This is a genomic window from Paraburkholderia sp. RL17-383-BIF-A, assembly GCF_046028015.1.
Taxonomy (GTDB): Bacteria; Pseudomonadota; Gammaproteobacteria; order Burkholderiales; family Burkholderiaceae; genus Paraburkholderia.
The window spans coordinates 1-19067 of the sequence record NZ_JARESR010000037.1 but is presented as its reverse complement, the minus strand read 5'-3'; the positions used below and the strand labels follow the sequence as shown (position 1 = coordinate 19067).

Sequence of the window (19067 nt, the reverse complement as noted above, 5' to 3'; positions counted from 1 at the left end):
GATTAGTTGCCCGTGTTGTTGCTGTCGTTATACGTACCCATGTTCTTCGTGTGATTGGCGTTGGTGGTCGCCGTGTCGGCGTTGGTCTGCGCCGTCGAGATGTTGCTCTTGGCGTCCTTGCCGGACATTTCAATCGCGAGGCCGGAGGTCTGGTTACGCAGCGTTTGGCCGAACAGCGAATACACGCCGATTGCCGACACGGCGATCAGGGCGACGATGATGATGTACTCGGTCATGCCTTGACCGAGTTGCTTATTTTTGCGACAGATTGGAGAAATTTTCATAATCTCGTTATTGAAAAGGTGAAACAGATGATTGAGTAATGCCTGGACACGGTTTTGCGATTCTTCGTGTCTTGAACAGAAATAGAAAATATAAATTCACTGTTCAAAACGCACGGGCAATGGTGTCGGGGCGGAGTATAAGAATCTGTGGACTTCTTAGGGTTGCGAAGTTTCTGAGGCTTGGCGGCGTAATTCCGCATGCCGAGCTGCATATCCGGAAGAGGCTTTCAATTCATGAATCAGGCGGGCTGGCAGGCAAATGCGGTGCTGTATAGCCGCTTGTTTTGTCGCGGCGACGCCACAGAAATGCAAGAAGACGGCTTGGCTTATAGGTAGTGAAAGCACTGCAGATTCAAGCTGGCTGCGGTAATTAGGCGAGCTATGACTTATCTTGCGCCAATTCAGAAAATTCCTACGCGCATTTCGCGTGCTCTGATTTTTAGGGATAGGGCTGACGGTTAGATTTGCACCGCATGAAAGAGCGGGGCTGGCCCGTTAGTCATACTGGGAAATTTATGAATAAGTCTTATATCAGCGTCTGGAACGACGCTTCAGGAACGTGGGTGGCTGCGCCCGAGACTGCCAAGGTGCACAGCGGTTCGGGCTCTGCGTCTTCCTGCACGATCTCGTCCGCGAGTGACGTGGCGAGCCGTCAGGGAGCCCCGTTGAAAACAGCGTTCATGCCGCTTGCCATGGCAATCGGCGTGGCCATGCTGCCGGGCACGGCAGCCGCCCAGGCGGTCACCGGAAACGGCGGACTGGAGTTGTGCCCCGCAGGCGTGGGAGGCCTAGGTTCTTCGTGGGGACCGCTGTCGAGCGCCGTCGGTTTCATGAGTTGTGCTCCTTATGGTGGCGGGAATGCGTCCGGTGACGGCATGTCGTTCTCGTTGAACAACGCGGCCTCCACCGACGGTGCATGGGGTTTCAACAGTGGTCAAATCACTGCCCGCGTAACGGGCTATCAGGATGGCCACCTGGAGCTCGCGGCCGAGACTGGCATCTACATGATCAACGATGTCAACATGAGCGGCAACAAGATCACCGCGTTGGCGCCCGGCGACATATCGTCGACGAGCACGGACGCGGTGAACGGCGCTCAGGTCTATCAGCGCACGCGGTACTTCCAGGCTAACTCCCCGTCGAGCGACCCGTCTACAGACGCGCGAGCGATTGGCACGAGTTCCGTTGCTTCCGGACCGTCGTCGCTGGCGATTGGCAAAAATTCCAGCGCATACGGTGCAAACACCTCCGCGATCGGCACCAATTCAGTTGCGCTCGGCGCCGGTTCGGTCGCCAGCCGCAGTGACGCTGTGTCGGTGGGCTATCTGTCGGCGGATGGAAAATCGCAGTACACGAGACAGATCGTCAACGTGACCGCGGGCGCCGCGGGCACGGACGCTGTCAACGTCGACCAGCTGAACGCCGCGATCGCAAGCGTCAGCGGTGGTGGGGGCGGTGAGGTCACTCCCAACGCCGTGACGTACGACACTTCGGCATCGACGCAGATCACGCTCAAGGGAGCGGGCGGCACCAAGATCACGAACCTGACGGCTGGCGACATCTCGTCCATCTGGAGTACGGATGCGGTGAATGGCTCGCAGCTGTACCAGACGAATCAGAACGTAACGAACGTCGTCAATAACGTTGCGAACGTGGCGGGCAATCTTGCCAACGTGACGAACGTCGTCAACAACATCGTGAACAACGGCATTGCGGGCTCGCCGCTCGTGGTGACCTACGACACATCGGCGCGTGACAAGGTCACGCTCGGCGGCACCGACCACACGACGACGGTCAAGCTCACGAACGTGGCGCCGGGCGATATTTCGTCGGCCTTGAGCACGGACGCGGTGAACGGCGCACAGTTGTACGCGACGAACCAGAACGTTAGCGCGCTGGCAAGCAATGTCGGTGACATTGTGGTGAATCTGTACAACCGCGGCGCCAAGTACTTCCACACGAATTCGTCGCTGGCCGATTCGTCGGCAGTCGGTACGAATGCGGTGGCGATCGGTGGTGCGGCGATCGCGACGGCAGCCAACTCGGTGGCGCTGGGTGCCAACTCGTTGTCCGACCGTGCGAACTCGGTGTCCGTGGGCGCGACCGGTTCGGAACGCCAGATCATCAACGTGGCGAACGGTACGAGTGCCACTGACGCGGTCAACCTGCAGCAGTTGCAGGCCGTGGCAGCAAGCATCAGCAGCAGCACGGTGGCAGACAGCTTCGTTGCCTATGACGACTCGACCAAGGGCTCGGTCACGCTGAAGGGCGCGAGCGGATCGACGATCACGAACCTGAAGGCAGGTGTACTGACGGCATCGAGCCTGGACGCGGTAAACGGCAGCCAGCTGTACCAGACAAACGCGAACGTGGCGAATGTCGCCGGCAATGTCGCAAACGTCGCGGGCGACGTCACGTACGTGACCAACACCGTCAACAATATCCAGAACGGTGGCGGCATCAAATATTTCCACGCGAATTCGTCGCTGGCCGATTCGTCGGCAACGGGCGCGAATGCCGTGGCGATCGGCGGTGCAGCGAATGCGTCGGCAGCCAACTCGGTCGCACTGGGCGCCAACTCGGTGGCGGGCCGTGCGAACGCGGTATCGGTAGGCGCGACCGGCTCTGAACGCCAGATCATCAACGTCGCGGCGGGTACGCAAGATACCGACGCGGTGAACCTGGCGCAGATGAACACGGCAATTACCAACGCCTCGATTAGCGGCGGCGGTTCGCCTGACGCGGTGGTCTATGATTCGTCCTCGCATACCAGCCTTACGCTGGGCGGCGTGGGCGCTTCGGCTCCGGTAGCGCTGACGAACGTGGCGGCCGGCCGGATCGCATCGGGCAGCACCGACGCAGTGAACGGCGCTCAGTTGTACAACGTGTCCAACAGCGTGGCCGCCGCACTCGGCGCCGGCTCGACGGTCAACAAGGACGGCACGGTCTCGGCGCCGGGCTACACGATCAGCGGCGCGACATACGGCAATGTTGGCGACGCGCTGAACGCGCTCAATACGGCCGCCGGCGATCTGGTCGGCGCGGCGAAGTACGTCAAGGTGGTCTCATCGGCGGGTGCGGCATCGGCAAGCGGCAGCGAATCCGTTGCGATTGGCGGCAATGCAATGGCGACCGGCTCCAACTCGCTGGCGATCGGCGCAGGCTCGACTGCAAAGTACAACAATTCGACGGCGATCGGCGTGAACGCCACCACGGACGCGGACAACACTGTGTCCGTTGGCGCCCGTGGTGCGGAAATGCGCATCACGCACGTGGCAAACGGTCTCAACGACACCGACGCAGCCACGGTGGCCCAGCTTAATGCGCTTCAGTCAAAACTGCAGAGCACGCAACAAAGCAGCGGTGTGAAATCCTTGCTGCTGGGCGCCGCAGTGCCGGTGACGAGCTACATCGCAGTGAGCTCGAACGTGACCGGCGGCGGAAGCACGTCCGCTTCGAGCGACCTGAACGCAATGGCAATTGGTCCGGTCGCGGCTGCAACCGGTGTTGGCGCGCTGGCTGTAGGCTCGGGCTCCGCCGCCGGCAGCGATGCTTCCACGGCAATCGGCACGGGCGCTGGCGTGGCGTCGGTGGCCTCGACTGCAATCGGTTACAGCGCGATAGTCGGTGCCAACTCGGTCAACTCGCTGGCGATCGGCTATAACTCGCGTGCGAATTCAAACAACACCATGGCTCTTGGCTCCTTCGCCAGCGCCACGAGTGCCGGTTCGGTCGCGCTTGGGTACGCAGCCTTCGTGAACCAGTCCGCCACGAACGGTTTGGCATTGGGGCTGAATGCGTCAGTGAGCGCCGTGAATGGCGTCGCGATCGGCTACAACTCGGTCGCGGATCGGGCTAACGTCGTGTCGGTGGGCAGTTCGAGCAAGCAGAGCCAGATTACCTACGTGGCGGCTGGTACGAGCGGCACCGACGCGGTCAACGTCAACCAGTTGTCGGGCGTGACCTCCATCATCGGCGGCGGCGCGGCTGTGAACTCGGACGGCACGATCAAGAAGCCGAACTTCACGATTGGCGGTCAGACCTACACCGACGTCGGGTCGGCCATCAACGCGGCGGTATCGACCGGCACGGCCAACGGCGTGCAATACGACACGACGGCGCGAACCAAGGTGACGCTGGGTGGTACAAGCGCCACAAACGCGGTGACGCTGACTAACGTGGCAAACGGCGTGGCGAATAGCGACGCAGTCAACGTGGCGCAGCTCACAGCCATGGGTGCGGCCATCGGCACCAGCGGTGTGGTGACGAACAGCTTCGTCGCCTATGACGACACGACGCTCGGCAAGATCTCGCTGAAGGGTTCGAGTGGCACGACGATCACGAACGTGAAGGCGGGGGCATTGACGTCCACGAGCCTCGACGCGGTGAACGGCAGCCAGCTGTACTCGACGAATGCGAATGTGGCGAACGTTGCGGGCAACGTGACGAACGTTGCAGGAAACCTGGCCAACGTGACCAACGTGGTGAATAACATCACCAACGGTGGCGGCATCAAGTATTTCCACGCCAACTCGACGCTGGCCGATTCGTCGGCAACCGGCACGAACTCGGTGGCGATCGGCGGTGCAGCGAGCGCGTCGGCGACCAACTCGGTGGCGCTGGGCGCGAACTCGGTGGCTAGCCGCGCGAACGCGGTGTCGGTCGGTGCGGTCGGTTCGGAACGCCAGATCATCAACGTGGCGAATGCGACGAACAGCACCGACGCGGTCAACCTGCAGCAGTTGCAGGCCATGGGTGCGAACGTCAACAGCAGCGGCGTGGTGACGAACAGCTTCGTTGCCTACGACGACACGAGCAAGGGTAAGGTCACCCTTGGCGGCTCGGGCTCGACGAAGGCGGTGACGCTGACGAACGTGGCAAACGGCGTGGCGAATAGCGACGCAGTCAATATGGCGCAACTCACGGCCATGGGCGGCACGATCGACAGTAGCGGTAACGTAACGAACGCATTTGTCGCCTACGACGATACGACGCTCGGCAAGATCTCGCTGAAGGGCACGGGTGGCACGACGATCACGAACGTGAAGGCGGGGGCATTGACGTCCACGAGCCTCGACGCGGTGAACGGCAGCCAGCTGTACTCGACGAATGCGAATGTGGCGAACGTTGCAGGCAACGTGACGAACGTTGCAGGAAACCTGGCTAACGTGACCAACGTGGTGAATAACATCACCAACGGCGGCGGCATCAAGTATTTCCACGCCAACTCGACGCTGGCCGATTCGTCGGCAACCGGCACGAACTCGGTGGCGATCGGCGGTGCAGCGAGCGCGTCGGCGACCAACTCGGTGGCGCTGGGCGCGAACTCGGTGGCTAGCCGCGCGAACGCGGTGTCGGTCGGTGCGGTCGGTTCGGAACGCCAGATCATCAACGTGGCGAATGCGACGAACAGCACCGACGCGGTCAACCTGCAGCAGTTGCAGGCTATGGGTGCGAACGTCAACAGCAGCGGCGTGGTGACGAACAGCTTCGTTGCCTACGACGACACGAGCAAGGGCAAGGTCACCCTTGGCGGCTCGGGCTCGACGAAGGCGGTGACGCTGACGAACGTCGCCGCCGGCGTGGTGAGCGCGGACGCGGTGAACCTCGGTCAGCTCAAGCAGATGGGCGTGACTGTCGACACCAGCGGCAACGTGACGAACTCATTCGTCGCCTACGACGATACGACGCTCGGCAAGATCTCGCTGAAGGGCACGGGTGGCACGACGATCACGAACGTGAAGGCGGGGGCGTTGACGTCCGTGAGCCTCGACGCGGTGAACGGCAGCCAGCTGTACGCAACGAACGCGAACGTGACGAACGTCGCGGGCAACTTGACGAACTTGACCAACGTGGTGAACAACATCACCAGCGGTGGCGGCATCAAGTATTTCAACGCGAAATCGACGCTGGCCGATTCGTCAGCAAGCGGCACGAACTCGGTGGCGATCGGCGGTGCAGCGAACGCGTCTGCGACCAACTCGGTGGCGCTGGGCGCGAATTCGGTGGCTGGCCGCGCGAACGCGGTGTCAGTGGGTGCGGTCGGTTCGGAGCGCCAGATCATCAACGTGGCGAACGCGACGAACAGCACCGACGCGGTCAACCTGCAGCAGTTGCAGGCCATGGGCGCGAACGTCAACAGCAGCGGCGTGGTGACGAACAGCTTCGTCGCGTACGACGATACGACCAAGGGCAAGGTGACGTTAGGTGGCGCCGGCTCGACAACGCCGGTAACGCTGACGAACCTCGCCGCCGGTGCGGTTACTTCAACGAGCAGCGACGCCATCAACGGCTCGCAGCTGTACCAGACAGCCAACAGCGTGGCTGGCGCGCTCGGCGGTGGCGCGGCGATCGCCAAGGACGGCACGATCACGGCGCCGGCCTATGAGATCACCGGCTCGACGTACAACAACGTTGGCGATGCACTGGCTGCCGTCGATACCCAGCTCGGCAATATCAACACGAACTTCTCGACTAACCTGAAGTACGTGAAGATCATTTCGCAGAGCGGCGCAGCACAGGCAAGCGGTAGCGAATCCATTGCAATCGGCGGCAACGCAATGGCGACCGGCACCAACTCGCTGGCGATCGGTTCAGGCGCGACTTCGAAGTACGACAATTCGACAGCCATCGGCGTGAACGCTTCTACGGATGCGGCGAACACGGTGTCGGTCGGTGCGCGCGGCGCGGAAATGCGGATCACCCACGTAGCAAACGGTATCAACGACACCGACGCGGCTACGGTGGCCCAGCTGGACGCACTCCAGTCCAAGCTTCTGCAGTCCACGCAGCAAAGCGGTGCGAAGTCGCTGCTGCTGGGTGCGGTGCCGGTGACGAACTACATTGCCGTTAGCCAAACCATCACTCCGGGTCTGACCACGTCTGCCTCGAACGACCTGAACGCGATGGCGATCGGTCCGGGCGCGGCGGCAACCGGTATCGGCGCGCTGGCTGTAGGCGCTGGCTCCATTGCCGGCAGCGATGCTTCCACGTCGGTCGGTACGGGAGCGGCGGTAGCGTCGGTGAATTCGACGGCAATCGGTTATAGCGCGTCGGTCGGTGCTAATTCGGCCAATTCGCTGGCCATCGGTTACAACTCGCGAGCCCAGGCGCTCAACTCGCTGGCGATCGGCACGGAAGCGAGCGCCACGAGCGCGGGCTCAGTTGCGATTGGCTACCGTACGTTCATTAGCCAATCCGCCACGAACAGCATGGCGCTAGGTTTGGGCTCGTCGGTGAGCGCAGCGAATGCTGTCGCGATCGGCTACAACGCAGTGGCTGACCGCGCGAACGCTGTCTCGGTGGGTAGCAGCACTCAGCAAAACCAGATCATCAACGTCGCCGCCGGTACGGCGAATACCGACGCGGTGAACCTGGGTCAGATGAATGCTGCGATCAACGCGGTTGCGGGCGGCGGCTCGCCTAACGCGGTGGTCTACGACACATCGGCGCATACGTCGGTGACGCTGGGCAGCGCAGGCACGCCGGTGAAGGTGTCGAACGTGGCCAACGGTGTGGCGAACAACGACGCGGTCAACGTGGCGCAGTTGCAGGCCATGGGCGGCACCATCAACAGCAGCGGCGTGGTGACGAACAGCTTCGTGGCGTACGACGACACGACCAAGGGCTCGATCACGCTGAAGGGCACGGGTGGCACGACGATCACGAACGTGAAGGCGGGCGGCTTGACGGCCAACAGCACGGACGCGGTCAACGGTGGCCAGTTGTATCAGACCAACGCAAACGTCGCGAACCTGGCGGCTAACGTCGCAAACATCACGGGTAACGTGACCAACACGGTCAACAACATCGTGAACGGCGGCGGCATCAAGTATTTCCACGCCAATTCGACGCTGGCCGATTCGACGGCAACGGGTGCGAACTCGGTGGCGATTGGCGGCGCAGCGAACGCGACGGCAGCCAACTCGGTGGCGCTGGGTGCGAACTCGGTGGCCAGCCGTGCGAATGCGGTGTCGGTGGGTGCGGTGGGTGCGGAACGCCAGATCATCAACGTGGCGAACGGTACGAACGGCACGGACGCGGTGAACCTGCAGCAGTTGCAGGCCATGGGCGCGAACATCAACAGCAGCGGCGTGGTGACGAACAGCTTCGTCGCGTACGACGATTCGACCAAGAGTAAGGTCACGTTGGGTGGCGTTGGCGCATCCGTTCCGGTCGCGTTGACCAACATTGCGGTGGGTCAAGTCACGTCGGGCAGCAAGGACGCGATCAACGGCTCGCAGTTGTATGGCGCGATGACCAGCACGGCGGCCGCGTTGGGTGGTGGCTCGACGATGAGTTCCAGCGGTCAGATTTCCAAGCCCACGTACACCGTTGCTGGCAACTCGTACAGCGGCGTCGATTCGGCGATTGGCGCACTCAATGCGGCGATCGCCACCGGCGGCAATCCGGATGGCGTGATTTACGACACGACGGCACATAGCAAGCTGACCTTGGGCGGTGCGGGTTCGACCACTCCCGTGACAATTGCAAACCTCGCCGCCGCGACGAGCGACGATCAGGCAGTGAACCTTGCGCAATTGAAGGCCGCTGGTTTGAACGTCGACACGTCGGGCAACGTGACCAACTCGTTCGTCGCCTACGACAACCTGGCCAAGGGAACGGTAACCTTCAACGCGGGCGGTGCGCCGACCCAGTTGAAGAACGTAGCAGCGGGCACGGACCTGACCGACGCGGTCAACTTCGGCCAGATGCAATCGTATGTCGCGGAGAACGGCGGCGCAGGCGGCACCACGAACGGCGTTTCGTACGACGACGCATCGAGGGGCAAGGTAACGCTCGGCGGCGCAGGTTCCACGACACCGGTGACGCTGACGAACGTAGCGGCGGGTTCAGCCGCAACGGACGCGGTCAACTACTCGCAGTTCTCGACCCTCGAAAGTCAGGTGAACAACCTGGCGAACGGCGGCGCGGGCAGCTCGACCTTCGTCAACATCAACACGCCAGCTTCGGGCGGTACGGCAGCAGTCGCCTCGGGTTCGGACTCGATCGCGATCGGTAACGGTGCTTCGGCAACCGGTAGCGAATCGATTGCAATCGGCAAGAACACGGTGACGACGGGCAACAACTCGGTCGCGATGGGTACGGGCGCTTCGGCTCCGAACGCCAACGCGGTCGCACTGGGTGCCAACTCGACGACGGATCGCGACAACTCGGTGTCGGTGGGTTCCGCCGGTGCAGAGCGTCAGATCACCAACGTCGCAGCCGGTACGCAAGGCACCGACGCGGTCAACCTGAATCAGTTGAACAGTGCCATGGGCAACATGAGCAACTCGATCAACAACGTTGACCGTAACGCAGCCAAGGGTATCGCTTCGGCATCGGCGCTGAACATCGTTACGCCGTATCTGCCGGGCCGTACCACGCTGAACGCGGGTGTCGCCAACTATCGCGGCTACCAGTCCGTCGGTCTGGGCGTGTCCCGCTGGAATGAGAAGGGCACGATCAACTACAACCTTGGCGTGTCCACCTCGGGCGGCAATAGCACCATCGTTCGCGCTGGTATCGGTATCGTCCTCGGCAACTAAGCAACTGCCGCGAGGCTTTGATTAGAGGCTCGAAACGTTAGCCGTCTGGGTCGCACGGGAAGTTTCCGTGCGACCCTCTTTCCATGAGAAACAGACATGAAGTATTCGTTAATTGCCATCGCGCTTGCCGCGATGCTCGCAGGATGTTCGTCGTCCGCGACGCGTGACCGGCTGCAGATTCAGGACCCTACCGTTCTGCAGAACGGGTTCAGCGCGACGCAGAGCCAGGCAGCCGGCGCCGTGACGCCGCAGTGGATCGCAACCTATGGCGGCATCAAGAACGGTGCGATGTTGAGCGCCGTGCAGACTCGTCTGAATGCACTGGGTGAGCGCAAGAACAACTATTTTGGCGACAAGGCGCAATGTTGGCTGAACGCGGCCGCCGATGAACGCTCCAGTCACGACGGTTGGGGTTTTGTCGAAGAAGCGTTGACCCAGGCCAATCGCCTGACCACCGCACTGGAAAGTGGCCAGGGTCTCTCAGCGGACAATCCCGACTTGCGGACCGCTTCGGTACTCCGGCCGGATTTGTGGAAGCAGATCCTTGCGGTCAAGACGTCGCCGCTGTTCCCGCAATGCCAGGAAGCGCAGCGCCTGACAGCATGCTCTGAAGTCGAGTTGATTCACGCCGGCCACGAGGCGTGGACGCGTGACTTCGACGAGAGCAAGCGCCTGGTCGATGGCGTCGAAAAGAGCATGCCCGGCGTCGGTGCCGCGCTCGAAGCCTGCACGCCGCCGCCGGCCGCCGCACCAATCGCGGCGATTCCGCAGAAGATGACGCTGCAAGCCGACGCGACTTTCAGATTCGATCGGGGCGACCTCGCCGGCATGCTGCCGGCCGGTAAGGCCAAGCTCGACGAACTGATCCGCAATCTCAAGCAGACTGACGACGTGACGAGCATCCGCATTGATGGCTATACGGACCGACTCGGCACCGACAGCTACAACCGGCAGCTGTCAGCCAAACGTGCTGAGACTGTGAAGCGTTACTTGCAGAGCGGCGGTGTCACCACACCGATCTCGGCACGCGGTCGCGGTAGGGAAGACCCGGTGGTGCAGTGTAACGAACGCAACCACGAGGCTCTGATCGCCTGTCTGGGACCGAACCGTCGCGTCGAACTGGACTTCGTGCACGCAAGTGCGGCGAGCGCGCGGACGTCGGCCCTGCCGCAGTACCAGCGGACGCAAAACCAACCCGATCTGCAAGACCAGCAGGAGCATTGAGGGTGAAGAATGGCCCGGCTGTCACGGCCGGGCCATTCCTGCTTTCGCGAGTGTTGGCAATGGCGGTCTGCACGTAAGGAATTTCAATGTTCCGTGAAAGAAAAATCCCCTGAATATTGCGGAAATATCGCTGTGTCGCCTCGAAGAAATGTTTTCGCAATATTGCTAATATTTAATTTGATTCTTGTTGGGCTATGTCGATTCGGTTTCGCCCATTAATTAATATCAGAAAATGGAGCGGCTAATGAAGAGAATCGTGATTATTGACGATCATCCGATCATTCGGGGGACAATAGCCAGCGTGTTGCATGCTGACCCGGAACTGGAACTGGTCGGCGCATGCGGCGACGGGGAGGAAGGTCTGGCCATGGTCTTCACGGAAAGTCCGGATCTGGTTATTATCGATCTCGACTTGCCGCGGCTCGACGGGCTTTCCTTGATTCGCCGAATTCGAGATAAAAATACAAAAATATGTATTCTTGTTCTTTCTGCCAAACCGGAACATATTATGGCCGGTTATGCGCGCAGCGCCGGCGCAAATGGTTATGTCGGAAAAGGCCGGGAAATCAGTGAACTGCTCACTGCGCTAAAAACGGTCTTGTTTGGCTACGACTGCTTCCCGGCTGACAGCGCCGAAGCTGAGGCCGTGAGCGGACTGAGCGCCTTGTCAGCGCGAGAGGTGGAGGTATTGCAATATCTGGCGCGCGGTGTGAGCAATCGGGATATTGCCGGCCGCCTATCCTTGAGCGACAAAACTGTCAGCACTTACAAGAGCCGCATCCAGGAAAAACTCGGTCTTTCGTCACTGGCAGGACTCATCGAGTTTGCGACTTCGCATCGTTTGGTCGATTAGGTTGTGTGGGTTATGACCATAGTGAGCCTGTCCCGTTCTTCCGCGTGTACGTGGAGTCAAACGCTTAACGATCTGCTGGATGCCTCGCCATTGGGATCCCGCGCTTTCGTTCTTGACGAGAGCATGACGGATCTGCGCGAAGTGATAGGTGGTGTTATCGCTCTGCTCACTCCATTCGCACGTCGTCGCGACTTGCGTTTGCGCGTGTGTGTCGATCAATCGGTAGCTGAAACGATTCTTGCCGACGGCGCCCGCCTGGGGCAGCTCGTTTTCCATTTGCTCAATCGAACGATTCAACTCACCGTGCAGGGAGAGATTTCGCTCGTCGTGCGGGCACAGCCGTTGAGTTCGAACTCGCAACGAATTTTTATCAGCGTGGTCGATGCGCCCGTCAAACACGCGCCCGCTGTCCCGCAGCCACTTTACGCTCCAACTATTGAAGACCCACAGATGGCCAGATGGCTTGGCGACGCTGAAGCATGTTTGTCGCTTTGCAGAATATTGGCGCAACGCATGCGCGGCGAACTCCGCGTCTCGAGCGGTCTTGAGGAAGGCCCTCGAGCAATCTTCAACGCGCCGTTTTGCGTCGAACAATCGGTGCGGTCCGCGCAAACGACTTGCGGTAACGTCGAGACGCCTCCTTTCTCCAGAGCCGCGCAGCCACGGGATCGCTCAACGAGCGGCTCCTTTGAGCCCTTCGACAGCCGTTATCTGGATGCCTTGTCTGAAGAGGGAGTCGATCTTCAAGCATTTATCACCAACTGGCGTGACGCAATGAACGACGACCTCGGGCGGCTCAGCGGGTTGCTTCGTGAAGGTCACTTTGAGCATCTCCAAGGTGTGCTGCACCGTTTGAGTGGCGCAGTGGGGCTCGTCGGCGCGCGAGATTTGATGGACGCGTTGCGGCGCGCGAGCGTATCGCCTCGTGAGCACAGAGCCACCTTAGCCGACGCGCTAATGGCGCGCGCGAGAATCCTTGTCACGCAACTCGAAGCAACGGCCTGCGCGTACCGGAGCACCTCACGATGAGCCGACCGCTGGCTTTGATCGAAGGCGATCTGGCGCTTCCGGTCGCGCGGCCGTTCGATGCATTGCCGCCGCCCTTCGGATCGCGGCGGCGGCCGGCGCAGACCGCGGCGCAACGCGAACCGCAACCCGGAGCACGCACCGGCGCTCAACAGGTAATCGAGAATGCGGTACAACGCGGGGCGTCGGCGGCACGTCGCGGGCCGTTTCCACCGGGCGTGAAGTTTCTGTTGTTCTATAAACTGCCTCAACGGCGCGACCACTCGCGCCGCTTCGACGAACAGCTGGCCGAAGCGAGGTATTACCTGGAGATGGGGCGTGTGCGCCCGCGTTCGACGCGGTCGGATCATGTGCTCGGAGCGGCGATCTTCGCGGGCTGCAGCATTGCGCTAGCCTGGCTGCTGACCACCTGTACGACGCACGACGCGGGCAAGCTGGCGGCCACGGCGGTAACACGGCCGGTGGCGCTTCGTTCGCCAGCTGAATTCGCCGGAACGATTGCGCAAGACGAAGCCTTGGCGGCTAGTTCAATATCGACACCAAAGGCTGCTGTGTCCGGAACGCCCGCGCAGACCAATGCGACACCAAAGGCCGCAGTGTCCGGAGCGCCTACGCAGACTAATACGTCCCCGCGCACTGCGTTTGGCCATGTCCCGACTGCAAAGCCGCAACGTATCGAACAGATCGCGTCACATGCCGAGCTGCGAGAGCCGATGCATCGAACGGCGCCGAGCCGTCCCGCGAAGGTGGATCACCCGCTTCCGATCGTGCGCTTCAGCAAAGCGCAAGTCGACGGGCGCCTCGCATTGAGCCGCACAGCCAACCCGGCCACGCGGCCCTCCGCGTCGAAGTCATCCGAGTGGACTGCACGCTCCTCGTCCGCAAATGAAACGGCCGAGCGCACGGCGCTGCTCGATTGGGCGGCGCAGATGCGTCGCGCGACAATCACAACGCGCACCGGCGCGCCGACGCCGGGTGATACCGACTGGAGCGTCCACATGACCCAGCGCAGGATCACCGACAACCCGGACGCGTTCCAGACAGGTCGCATCCCGAAGTAGCGGCGAAAAAAAAGCCCGACCAATGGTCGGGCTTCAAAGTCGGCCACGTCCTCCACAGGACGCAGCCCCTGCAAAACAGCCAAGCTGTTTGCGCTATCGCCAGCCTTAAGCGGCCAGCAGCGAACGCAGCACGAACGGCAGAATCCCGCCGTGCTTGTAGTAGTCGACTTCGATCGGCGTGTCGATACGCAGCAGTACCTGCACGCGTTTCTCCTTGCCGTCCTTGCCGCGAATCACCAGCGTCACTTCCTGTTGCGGCTTGAAGTCAGCGCCGAGGCCTTCGATGTCGTACGTTTCTTCGCCGGTGATACCGAGCGACTGCACGCTATCCGAGCCCTTGAACTGCAGCGGCAGAACGCCCATGCCGACCAGGTTCGAACGGTGGATCCGCTCGAAGCTGCGTGCGACCACAGCCTTCACGCCCAGCAGTTGCGTACCCTTTGCAGCCCAGTCACGCGACGAGCCCGTGCCGTACTCTTCGCCCGCGAACACGACGGTCGGCGTGCCGGCGTCGATGTACTTCATTGCTGCGTCATAGATCGACAGTTGTTCGCCGCTCGGCTGGTGAATCGTCAGGCCGCCTTCCACGCGCGAGCCGTCTGCCTTCGCCGGGATCATCAGGTTCTTGATCCGCACGTTCGCGAACGTGCCGCGCATCATCACGTCGTGGTTGCCGCGGCGCGAGCCGTAGCTGTTGAAGTCGGCCTTCTGCACGCCGTTTTCCTTCAGCCACTTGCCCGCCGGCGAGTCTTCCTTGATCGAGCCAGCCGGGCTGATGTGGTCGGTCGTGACCGAGTCACCGAAGATGCCCAGTGCACGCGCGTTCGTCACAGCAGCAATGCTGTCGGCCGGCGTCATCGAGAAGTCCTTGCCGAAGAACGGCGGCTCAGCGATGTAGGTCGACTTCGGCCAGTCGTAGACTTGACCTTCTTCGCCTTCGATCTTGCTCCACAGGTCGCCCTTCTTGGTCAGCGATGCGTAGTTCTTGCGGAACGCGTCGGCGTCCAGCGCGAACTTGAGCAGCGCGTTGACTTCTTCGCTGGTCGGCCAGATGTCGCCCAGGTAGATGTCCTTGCCGCCCTTGCCCTTGCCGACCGGTTCGGTCATCAGGTCGCGCGTGATGTTGCCGGCGATCGCGTAAGCGACGACCAGCGGCGGCGAGGCCAGGAAGTTGGCGCGGATGTTCGGGTGAATACGCGCTTCGAAGTTACGGTTGCCCGACAGAACCGCTGCCGCGACGATGTCGTTCTTCGTGATCGCTTCGTTCAGTTCCGGCGTCAGATCGCCCGCGTTACCGATACAGGTCGTGCAACCGTAAGCGGCCAGCGTGAAACCGAGCTTGTCGAGATACTTCATCAAGTCGGTCTTCGTCAGGTATTCCGTGACGATACGCGATCCCGGCGCCAGCGACGTCTTGATGTGCGGAGCGACCGTCAGGCCGGCTTCGACAGCCTTCTTCGCCAGCAGGCCGGCGGCGAGCAGCACGCTCGGGTTCGAGGTGTTCGTGCACGACGTGATGGCCGCGATCAGGATGTCGCCGTTCTTCACGTCGACGCCGTTGCTCGTGGTGTATTGCGCGTCGAGGTCTTCCGCCTTCTTCGCAAAGCCGTTTTCCGCCACCGGCTTCGAGAACAGGTCGCTGAAGGTCGACTTCACATGACCGATTTCGATACGGTCTTGCGGACGCTTCGGACCTGCCAGCGACGGCGTGACCGTGCCGAGATCCAGCGTGACGACCTTGGTGTAGTCGATCTGGCCGGCCTTCGGAATACCGAACAGACCTTGCGCCTTGAAGTAGTTTTCGAAGGCGGAGATTTCTGCGTCGGTGCGGCCCGTGCCCTTGAAATAGTCGATGGTCTTTTCGTCGACCGGGAAGAAGCCCATCGTTGCGCCGTATTCCGGCGCCATGTTGCCGATCGTTGCACGATCCGGCAGCGACAGCGACTTCGTGCCTTCGCCGAAAAACTCGACGAACTTGCCGACTACCTTCTCTTTACGCAGCAGTTCGGTGACGGTCAGGACCAGATCGGTCGCCGTCAGGCCTTCGCGCAGCTTGCCCTTCAGTTCGACGCCGACCACGTCCGGCGTCAGGAAGTACACCGGCTGGCCGAGCATGCCGGCTTCCGCCTCGATGCCGCCCACGCCCCAGCCCACCACGCCGATACCGTTGATCATGGTGGTGTGGCTATCGGTGCCGACCAGCGAATCCGGGTAGTACACCGTGTCCGCGCCTTCAGCCTTCTTGTGCACGCCGCGTGCGAGGTATTCCAGGTTCACCTGGTGAACGATACCGACGCCCGGCGGCACGACCTTGAACGTGTCGAATGCCTGCATGCCCCACTTCATGAACTGGTAGCGCTCGTTGTTGCGCTGGAATTCCAGTTTCATGTTCAGGTCGAGCGCATTCTTTTCGCGGAAGTGATCGATCTGCACCGAGTGATCGACGACCAGATCGACCGGGACCAGCGGTTCGATCGACTTCGGATCCTTGCCCATCTGTTTCGCGACACCGCGCATCGCGGCGATGTCGGCGAGCAGCGGCACGCCAGTAAAGTCTTGCAGCACGACACGCGACACCACGAACGGAATTTCATCGACACGCGCTGCGGTCGGCTTCCAGTTCGCGAGTTGCTCAATGTGTTCTTCGGCGATTTTCTTGCCGTCGTAGTTACGCAGCACCGATTCCAGCACGATACGGATCGAAACCGGCAGGCGGTCGATCTTGATGTTCAGTGCCTTGCCGAGTTGCGGCAGGGAGTAGAACTTGCCTTTGCCGGAACCGCTGTCGAATTCCTTGAGCGTTTTGTGGAGGTTGTGGGCCATGGTGTTTTCCTTGGTTTGATCGCGGAACTACTGTACCTGACTAGATGACGTACAAATCGACGTATTCATTGACCGGCATGGCTTCGAGCCTTGCCTGATCCAGCGACGCGTCGAGAATCGCCAGTTGTTGCTTGACCGGAAAGCGGCGCGCGAGGTTGGTCTTGAACTTCTCGACCAGCAACGGAATCCCGTCTTCGCGACGACGTTTATGACCGATCGGGTATTCGACTACGACTTCGTCGAATGTCGAACCGTCGTTGAATTCGATCGTCAGTGCATTGGCGATCGAGCGCTTCTCCGGATCGTGGTAATCCTTCGTGAACTGCGGGTCTTCGACACATTCCATCTTTGCGCGCAGCACGTCGATGCGCGCGTCCTGTGCGGTCGAATCTTCATAGTCCGCGGCCGTCAGGCGGCCGTGGATCAGCGGCACGGCGATCATGTACTGAATGCAATGATCGCGGTCGGCCGGATTGTTCAGCGGGCCTTTCTTATCGATAATGCGAATCGCGGCTTCATGCGTGCGGATCGTGATCTTGCGAATGTCGTCCACATGCTTTCCGGCTGCGTTGAGTTGCGCGTGCAACTTCATCGCGGCTTCCGCCGCCGTTTGTGCGTGGAATTCTGCCGGAAAAGAAATCTTGAAGAGCACATTTTCCATCACATACGAACCGTACGGACGCTGGAACCTGAATGCGTTGCCTTTGAACAGAACGTCGTAAAAGCCCCACGTCTTCGCCGTCAGCACCGACGGATAGCCCATCTCACCGGTCTTCGCGATCAGCGCGAGACGCACCGCGCGCGATGTCGCATCGCCCGCGGCCCACGACTTGCGCGAACCGGTGTTCGGCGCGTGGCGGTACGTGCGCAGCGCATGCCCATCGACAAACGCCTGCGAGACCGCATTGATCAGCTCGTCGCGCGTGAGACCGAGCAACTGGCCGACCACCGCGGTCGACGCCAGTTTCACCAGCAGCACATGGTCGAGCCCAACCTTGTTGAAGGAGTTCTCGAGCGCGATACAGCCTTGAATTTCGTGCGCCTTGATCATGGCGATCAACACGTCTTTCATCGCCAGCGGCTCTTTGCCGGCTGCGATGGCGCTGCGCGAGAGCCAGTCGGCTGTCGCGAGAATGCCGCCGAGGTTGTCCGACGGGTGGCCCCATTCGGCGGCGAGCCATGTGTCGTTGAAGTCGAGCCAGCGGATCATGGCGCCGATATTGAAGGCGGCCTGAACGGGATCCAGCTGGAACGACGTGCCGGGCACCTTCGCGCCGTTGGGGACGATCGTGCCCGGCACGATCGGTCCCATCAGCTTGGTGCAGGCTGGGTAGGTGAGCGCCTCGAGTCCACAACCGAGCGTATCGATCAGGCAGTGACGCGCGGTTTCCAGCGCGAGCGTGCTGTCGATCTGATACTCCAGCACGTAATCGACGATATCGACCAGGACTTGGTCCGGGTCGGGTCGCACGTTGGAAATCGGAGCGGACATCGGGACGTTTTCCTGATGACGATACTTAGTTGCTGCTCTTGTTGATCGCGTTCGATTGCGTCGGAGCCGGAGCGCCTTCAACCATGGCTGCTGTCTTGCACTCGTCGGCCAGGCGCGAGCTGTCCTTGTCTGAGAACAACATGGCCTTCGTCGGGATCACGACGAGATCCATGCCCGTTGCGGCGTCGTGGAAACGGTCTGCGCCCGTGGTGGTTGCTTCGCGCGGCAGATTGTAATTTTTGTTAGCCCAGTGAACCGTGACGATCTGGTCACGCTTCATGTCGCCCTTCAGTTCGAACGCGAGGCCTTCGTTGCACGACCACTTTTCCGCGCCTTCCGGCACCGGATCGACCTTTGCTTCCTTGGCCGGGTTCGGTTTGCGCTTGATCAGGCGCTTCGGCTGCGGTTTTTTCGGGACAGCGTTGGCTGCCGGCTTCGTGGTGGTCGCCGGTTGCGCGACGGCGTCAGTCGCGACGGCCAGCATCGTCGTGGACAGGGCGCCAATCACGGCGGCGATCATCAGCTTTTTCATGGAGAAAACCTTTCTATCTAGTTTCAGTTAAACATTCCGCGGGCTACCGGTCCTGGCGACCGCGTGGTTAAACTGCACGCGCTTTGAAAGCGCACAGCGACCGCTATTTTCTCCTATTTAGCGGCAGGTACTTCAAATTCTCGGGTCCGGTGTAATTTGCGCTCGGACGGATGATCTTGTTGTCGATGCGCTGCTCGATGATGTGCGCGCTCCAGCCGGCCGTA

Annotated in this window: 9 protein-coding genes and 1 pseudogene; 5 read left to right on the top strand and 5 right to left on the bottom strand. The window is 61.2% G+C overall.

Annotation, left to right across the window (positions count from 1 at the left end; all coding sequences use genetic code 11):
* Nucleotides 1-2: 2 nt before the first annotated feature.
* Nucleotides 3-284, bottom strand: a complete 282-nt coding sequence (locus P0D71_RS30385; protein ID WP_091809009.1) for a Flp family type IVb pilin — start codon at nucleotides 282-284, stop codon at nucleotides 3-5.
* A 515-nt stretch (nucleotides 285-799) separates the two neighbouring features.
* On the opposite strand from P0D71_RS30385, the gene P0D71_RS30380 reads away from it, so the two are divergent.
* The 5 genes from P0D71_RS30380 (at nucleotide 800) to P0D71_RS30360 (ending at nucleotide 13996) form a co-directional block, all read left to right on the top strand.
* Complete coding sequence (locus P0D71_RS30380) at nucleotides 800-9832, top strand: YadA-like family protein (protein ID WP_408483351.1); 9033 nt, start codon at nucleotides 800-802, stop codon at nucleotides 9830-9832.
* Nucleotides 9833-9928: 96 nt separating this feature from the next.
* The gene (locus P0D71_RS30375; protein ID WP_408483350.1) at nucleotides 9929-11056 is read left to right on the top strand and encodes an OmpA family protein; all 1128 of its coding nucleotides are present in this window, start codon (nucleotides 9929-9931) and stop codon (nucleotides 11054-11056) included.
* Between the two features lie 244 nt (nucleotides 11057-11300).
* Nucleotides 11301-11909, top strand: a complete 609-nt coding sequence (locus P0D71_RS30370) for a response regulator (protein WP_408483349.1) — start codon at nucleotides 11301-11303, stop codon at nucleotides 11907-11909.
* Between the two features lie 123 nt (nucleotides 11910-12032).
* Nucleotides 12033-12938 carry a sensor histidine kinase gene (locus P0D71_RS30365; RefSeq protein WP_408483348.1) on the top strand — a complete coding sequence of 302 codons (906 nt, stop codon included), beginning with the start codon at nucleotides 12033-12035 and terminating at the stop codon, nucleotides 12936-12938.
* A complete protein-coding gene (locus tag P0D71_RS30360) occupies nucleotides 12935-13996 on the top strand; it encodes a hypothetical protein (protein ID WP_408187991.1) in 1062 nt (353 codons plus the stop codon). The genes P0D71_RS30365 and P0D71_RS30360 overlap by 4 nt, the downstream gene beginning before the upstream one ends.
* Before the next feature lie 105 nt (nucleotides 13997-14101).
* Here P0D71_RS30360 and acnA read toward each other — a convergent pair whose 3' ends face one another.
* From acnA to P0D71_RS30340, 4 genes and pseudogenes are all read right to left on the bottom strand, one after another.
* Nucleotides 14102-16819: an aconitate hydratase AcnA gene (gene acnA, locus P0D71_RS30355; RefSeq protein WP_091804913.1), complete on the bottom strand. Its 2718-nt coding sequence runs from the start codon at nucleotides 16817-16819 to the stop codon at nucleotides 14102-14104.
* 40 nt (nucleotides 16820-16859) lie between these two features.
* On the bottom strand, nucleotides 16860-18311 hold the full coding sequence (locus P0D71_RS30350; RefSeq protein WP_408483347.1) for a bifunctional 2-methylcitrate dehydratase/aconitate hydratase: 1452 nt from the start codon (nucleotides 18309-18311) through the stop codon (nucleotides 16860-16862).
* Nucleotides 18312-18336: 25 nt separating this feature from the next.
* Nucleotides 18337-18843 (bottom strand): hypothetical protein, encoded by a 507-nt coding sequence (locus tag P0D71_RS30345; protein WP_091804907.1) that lies wholly within the window; start codon nucleotides 18841-18843, stop codon nucleotides 18337-18339.
* Nucleotides 18844-18946: 103 nt separating this feature from the next.
* Nucleotides 18947-19067, bottom strand: a pseudogene (locus tag P0D71_RS30340) (2-methylcitrate synthase); the annotation flags it as partial.

Coding starts and splice junctions, on each gene's coding strand:
- P0D71_RS30385 (WP_091809009.1), bottom strand. CDS start 284: ATGAAAATTTCTCCAATCTGTCGCAAAAATAAGCAACTCGGTCAAGGC.
- P0D71_RS30380 (WP_408483351.1), top strand. CDS start 800: ATGAATAAGTCTTATATCAGCGTCTGGAACGACGCTTCAGGAACGTGG.
- P0D71_RS30375 (WP_408483350.1), top strand. CDS start 9,929: ATGAAGTATTCGTTAATTGCCATCGCGCTTGCCGCGATGCTCGCAGGA.
- P0D71_RS30370 (WP_408483349.1), top strand. CDS start 11,301: ATGAAGAGAATCGTGATTATTGACGATCATCCGATCATTCGGGGGACA.
- P0D71_RS30365 (WP_408483348.1), top strand. CDS start 12,033: ATGACGGATCTGCGCGAAGTGATAGGTGGTGTTATCGCTCTGCTCACT.
- P0D71_RS30360 (WP_408187991.1), top strand. CDS start 12,935: ATGAGCCGACCGCTGGCTTTGATCGAAGGCGATCTGGCGCTTCCGGTC.
- acnA (WP_091804913.1), bottom strand. CDS start 16,819: ATGGCCCACAACCTCCACAAAACGCTCAAGGAATTCGACAGCGGTTCC.
- P0D71_RS30350 (WP_408483347.1), bottom strand. CDS start 18,311: ATGTCCGCTCCGATTTCCAACGTGCGACCCGACCCGGACCAAGTCCTG.
- P0D71_RS30345 (WP_091804907.1), bottom strand. CDS start 18,843: ATGAAAAAGCTGATGATCGCCGCCGTGATTGGCGCCCTGTCCACGACG.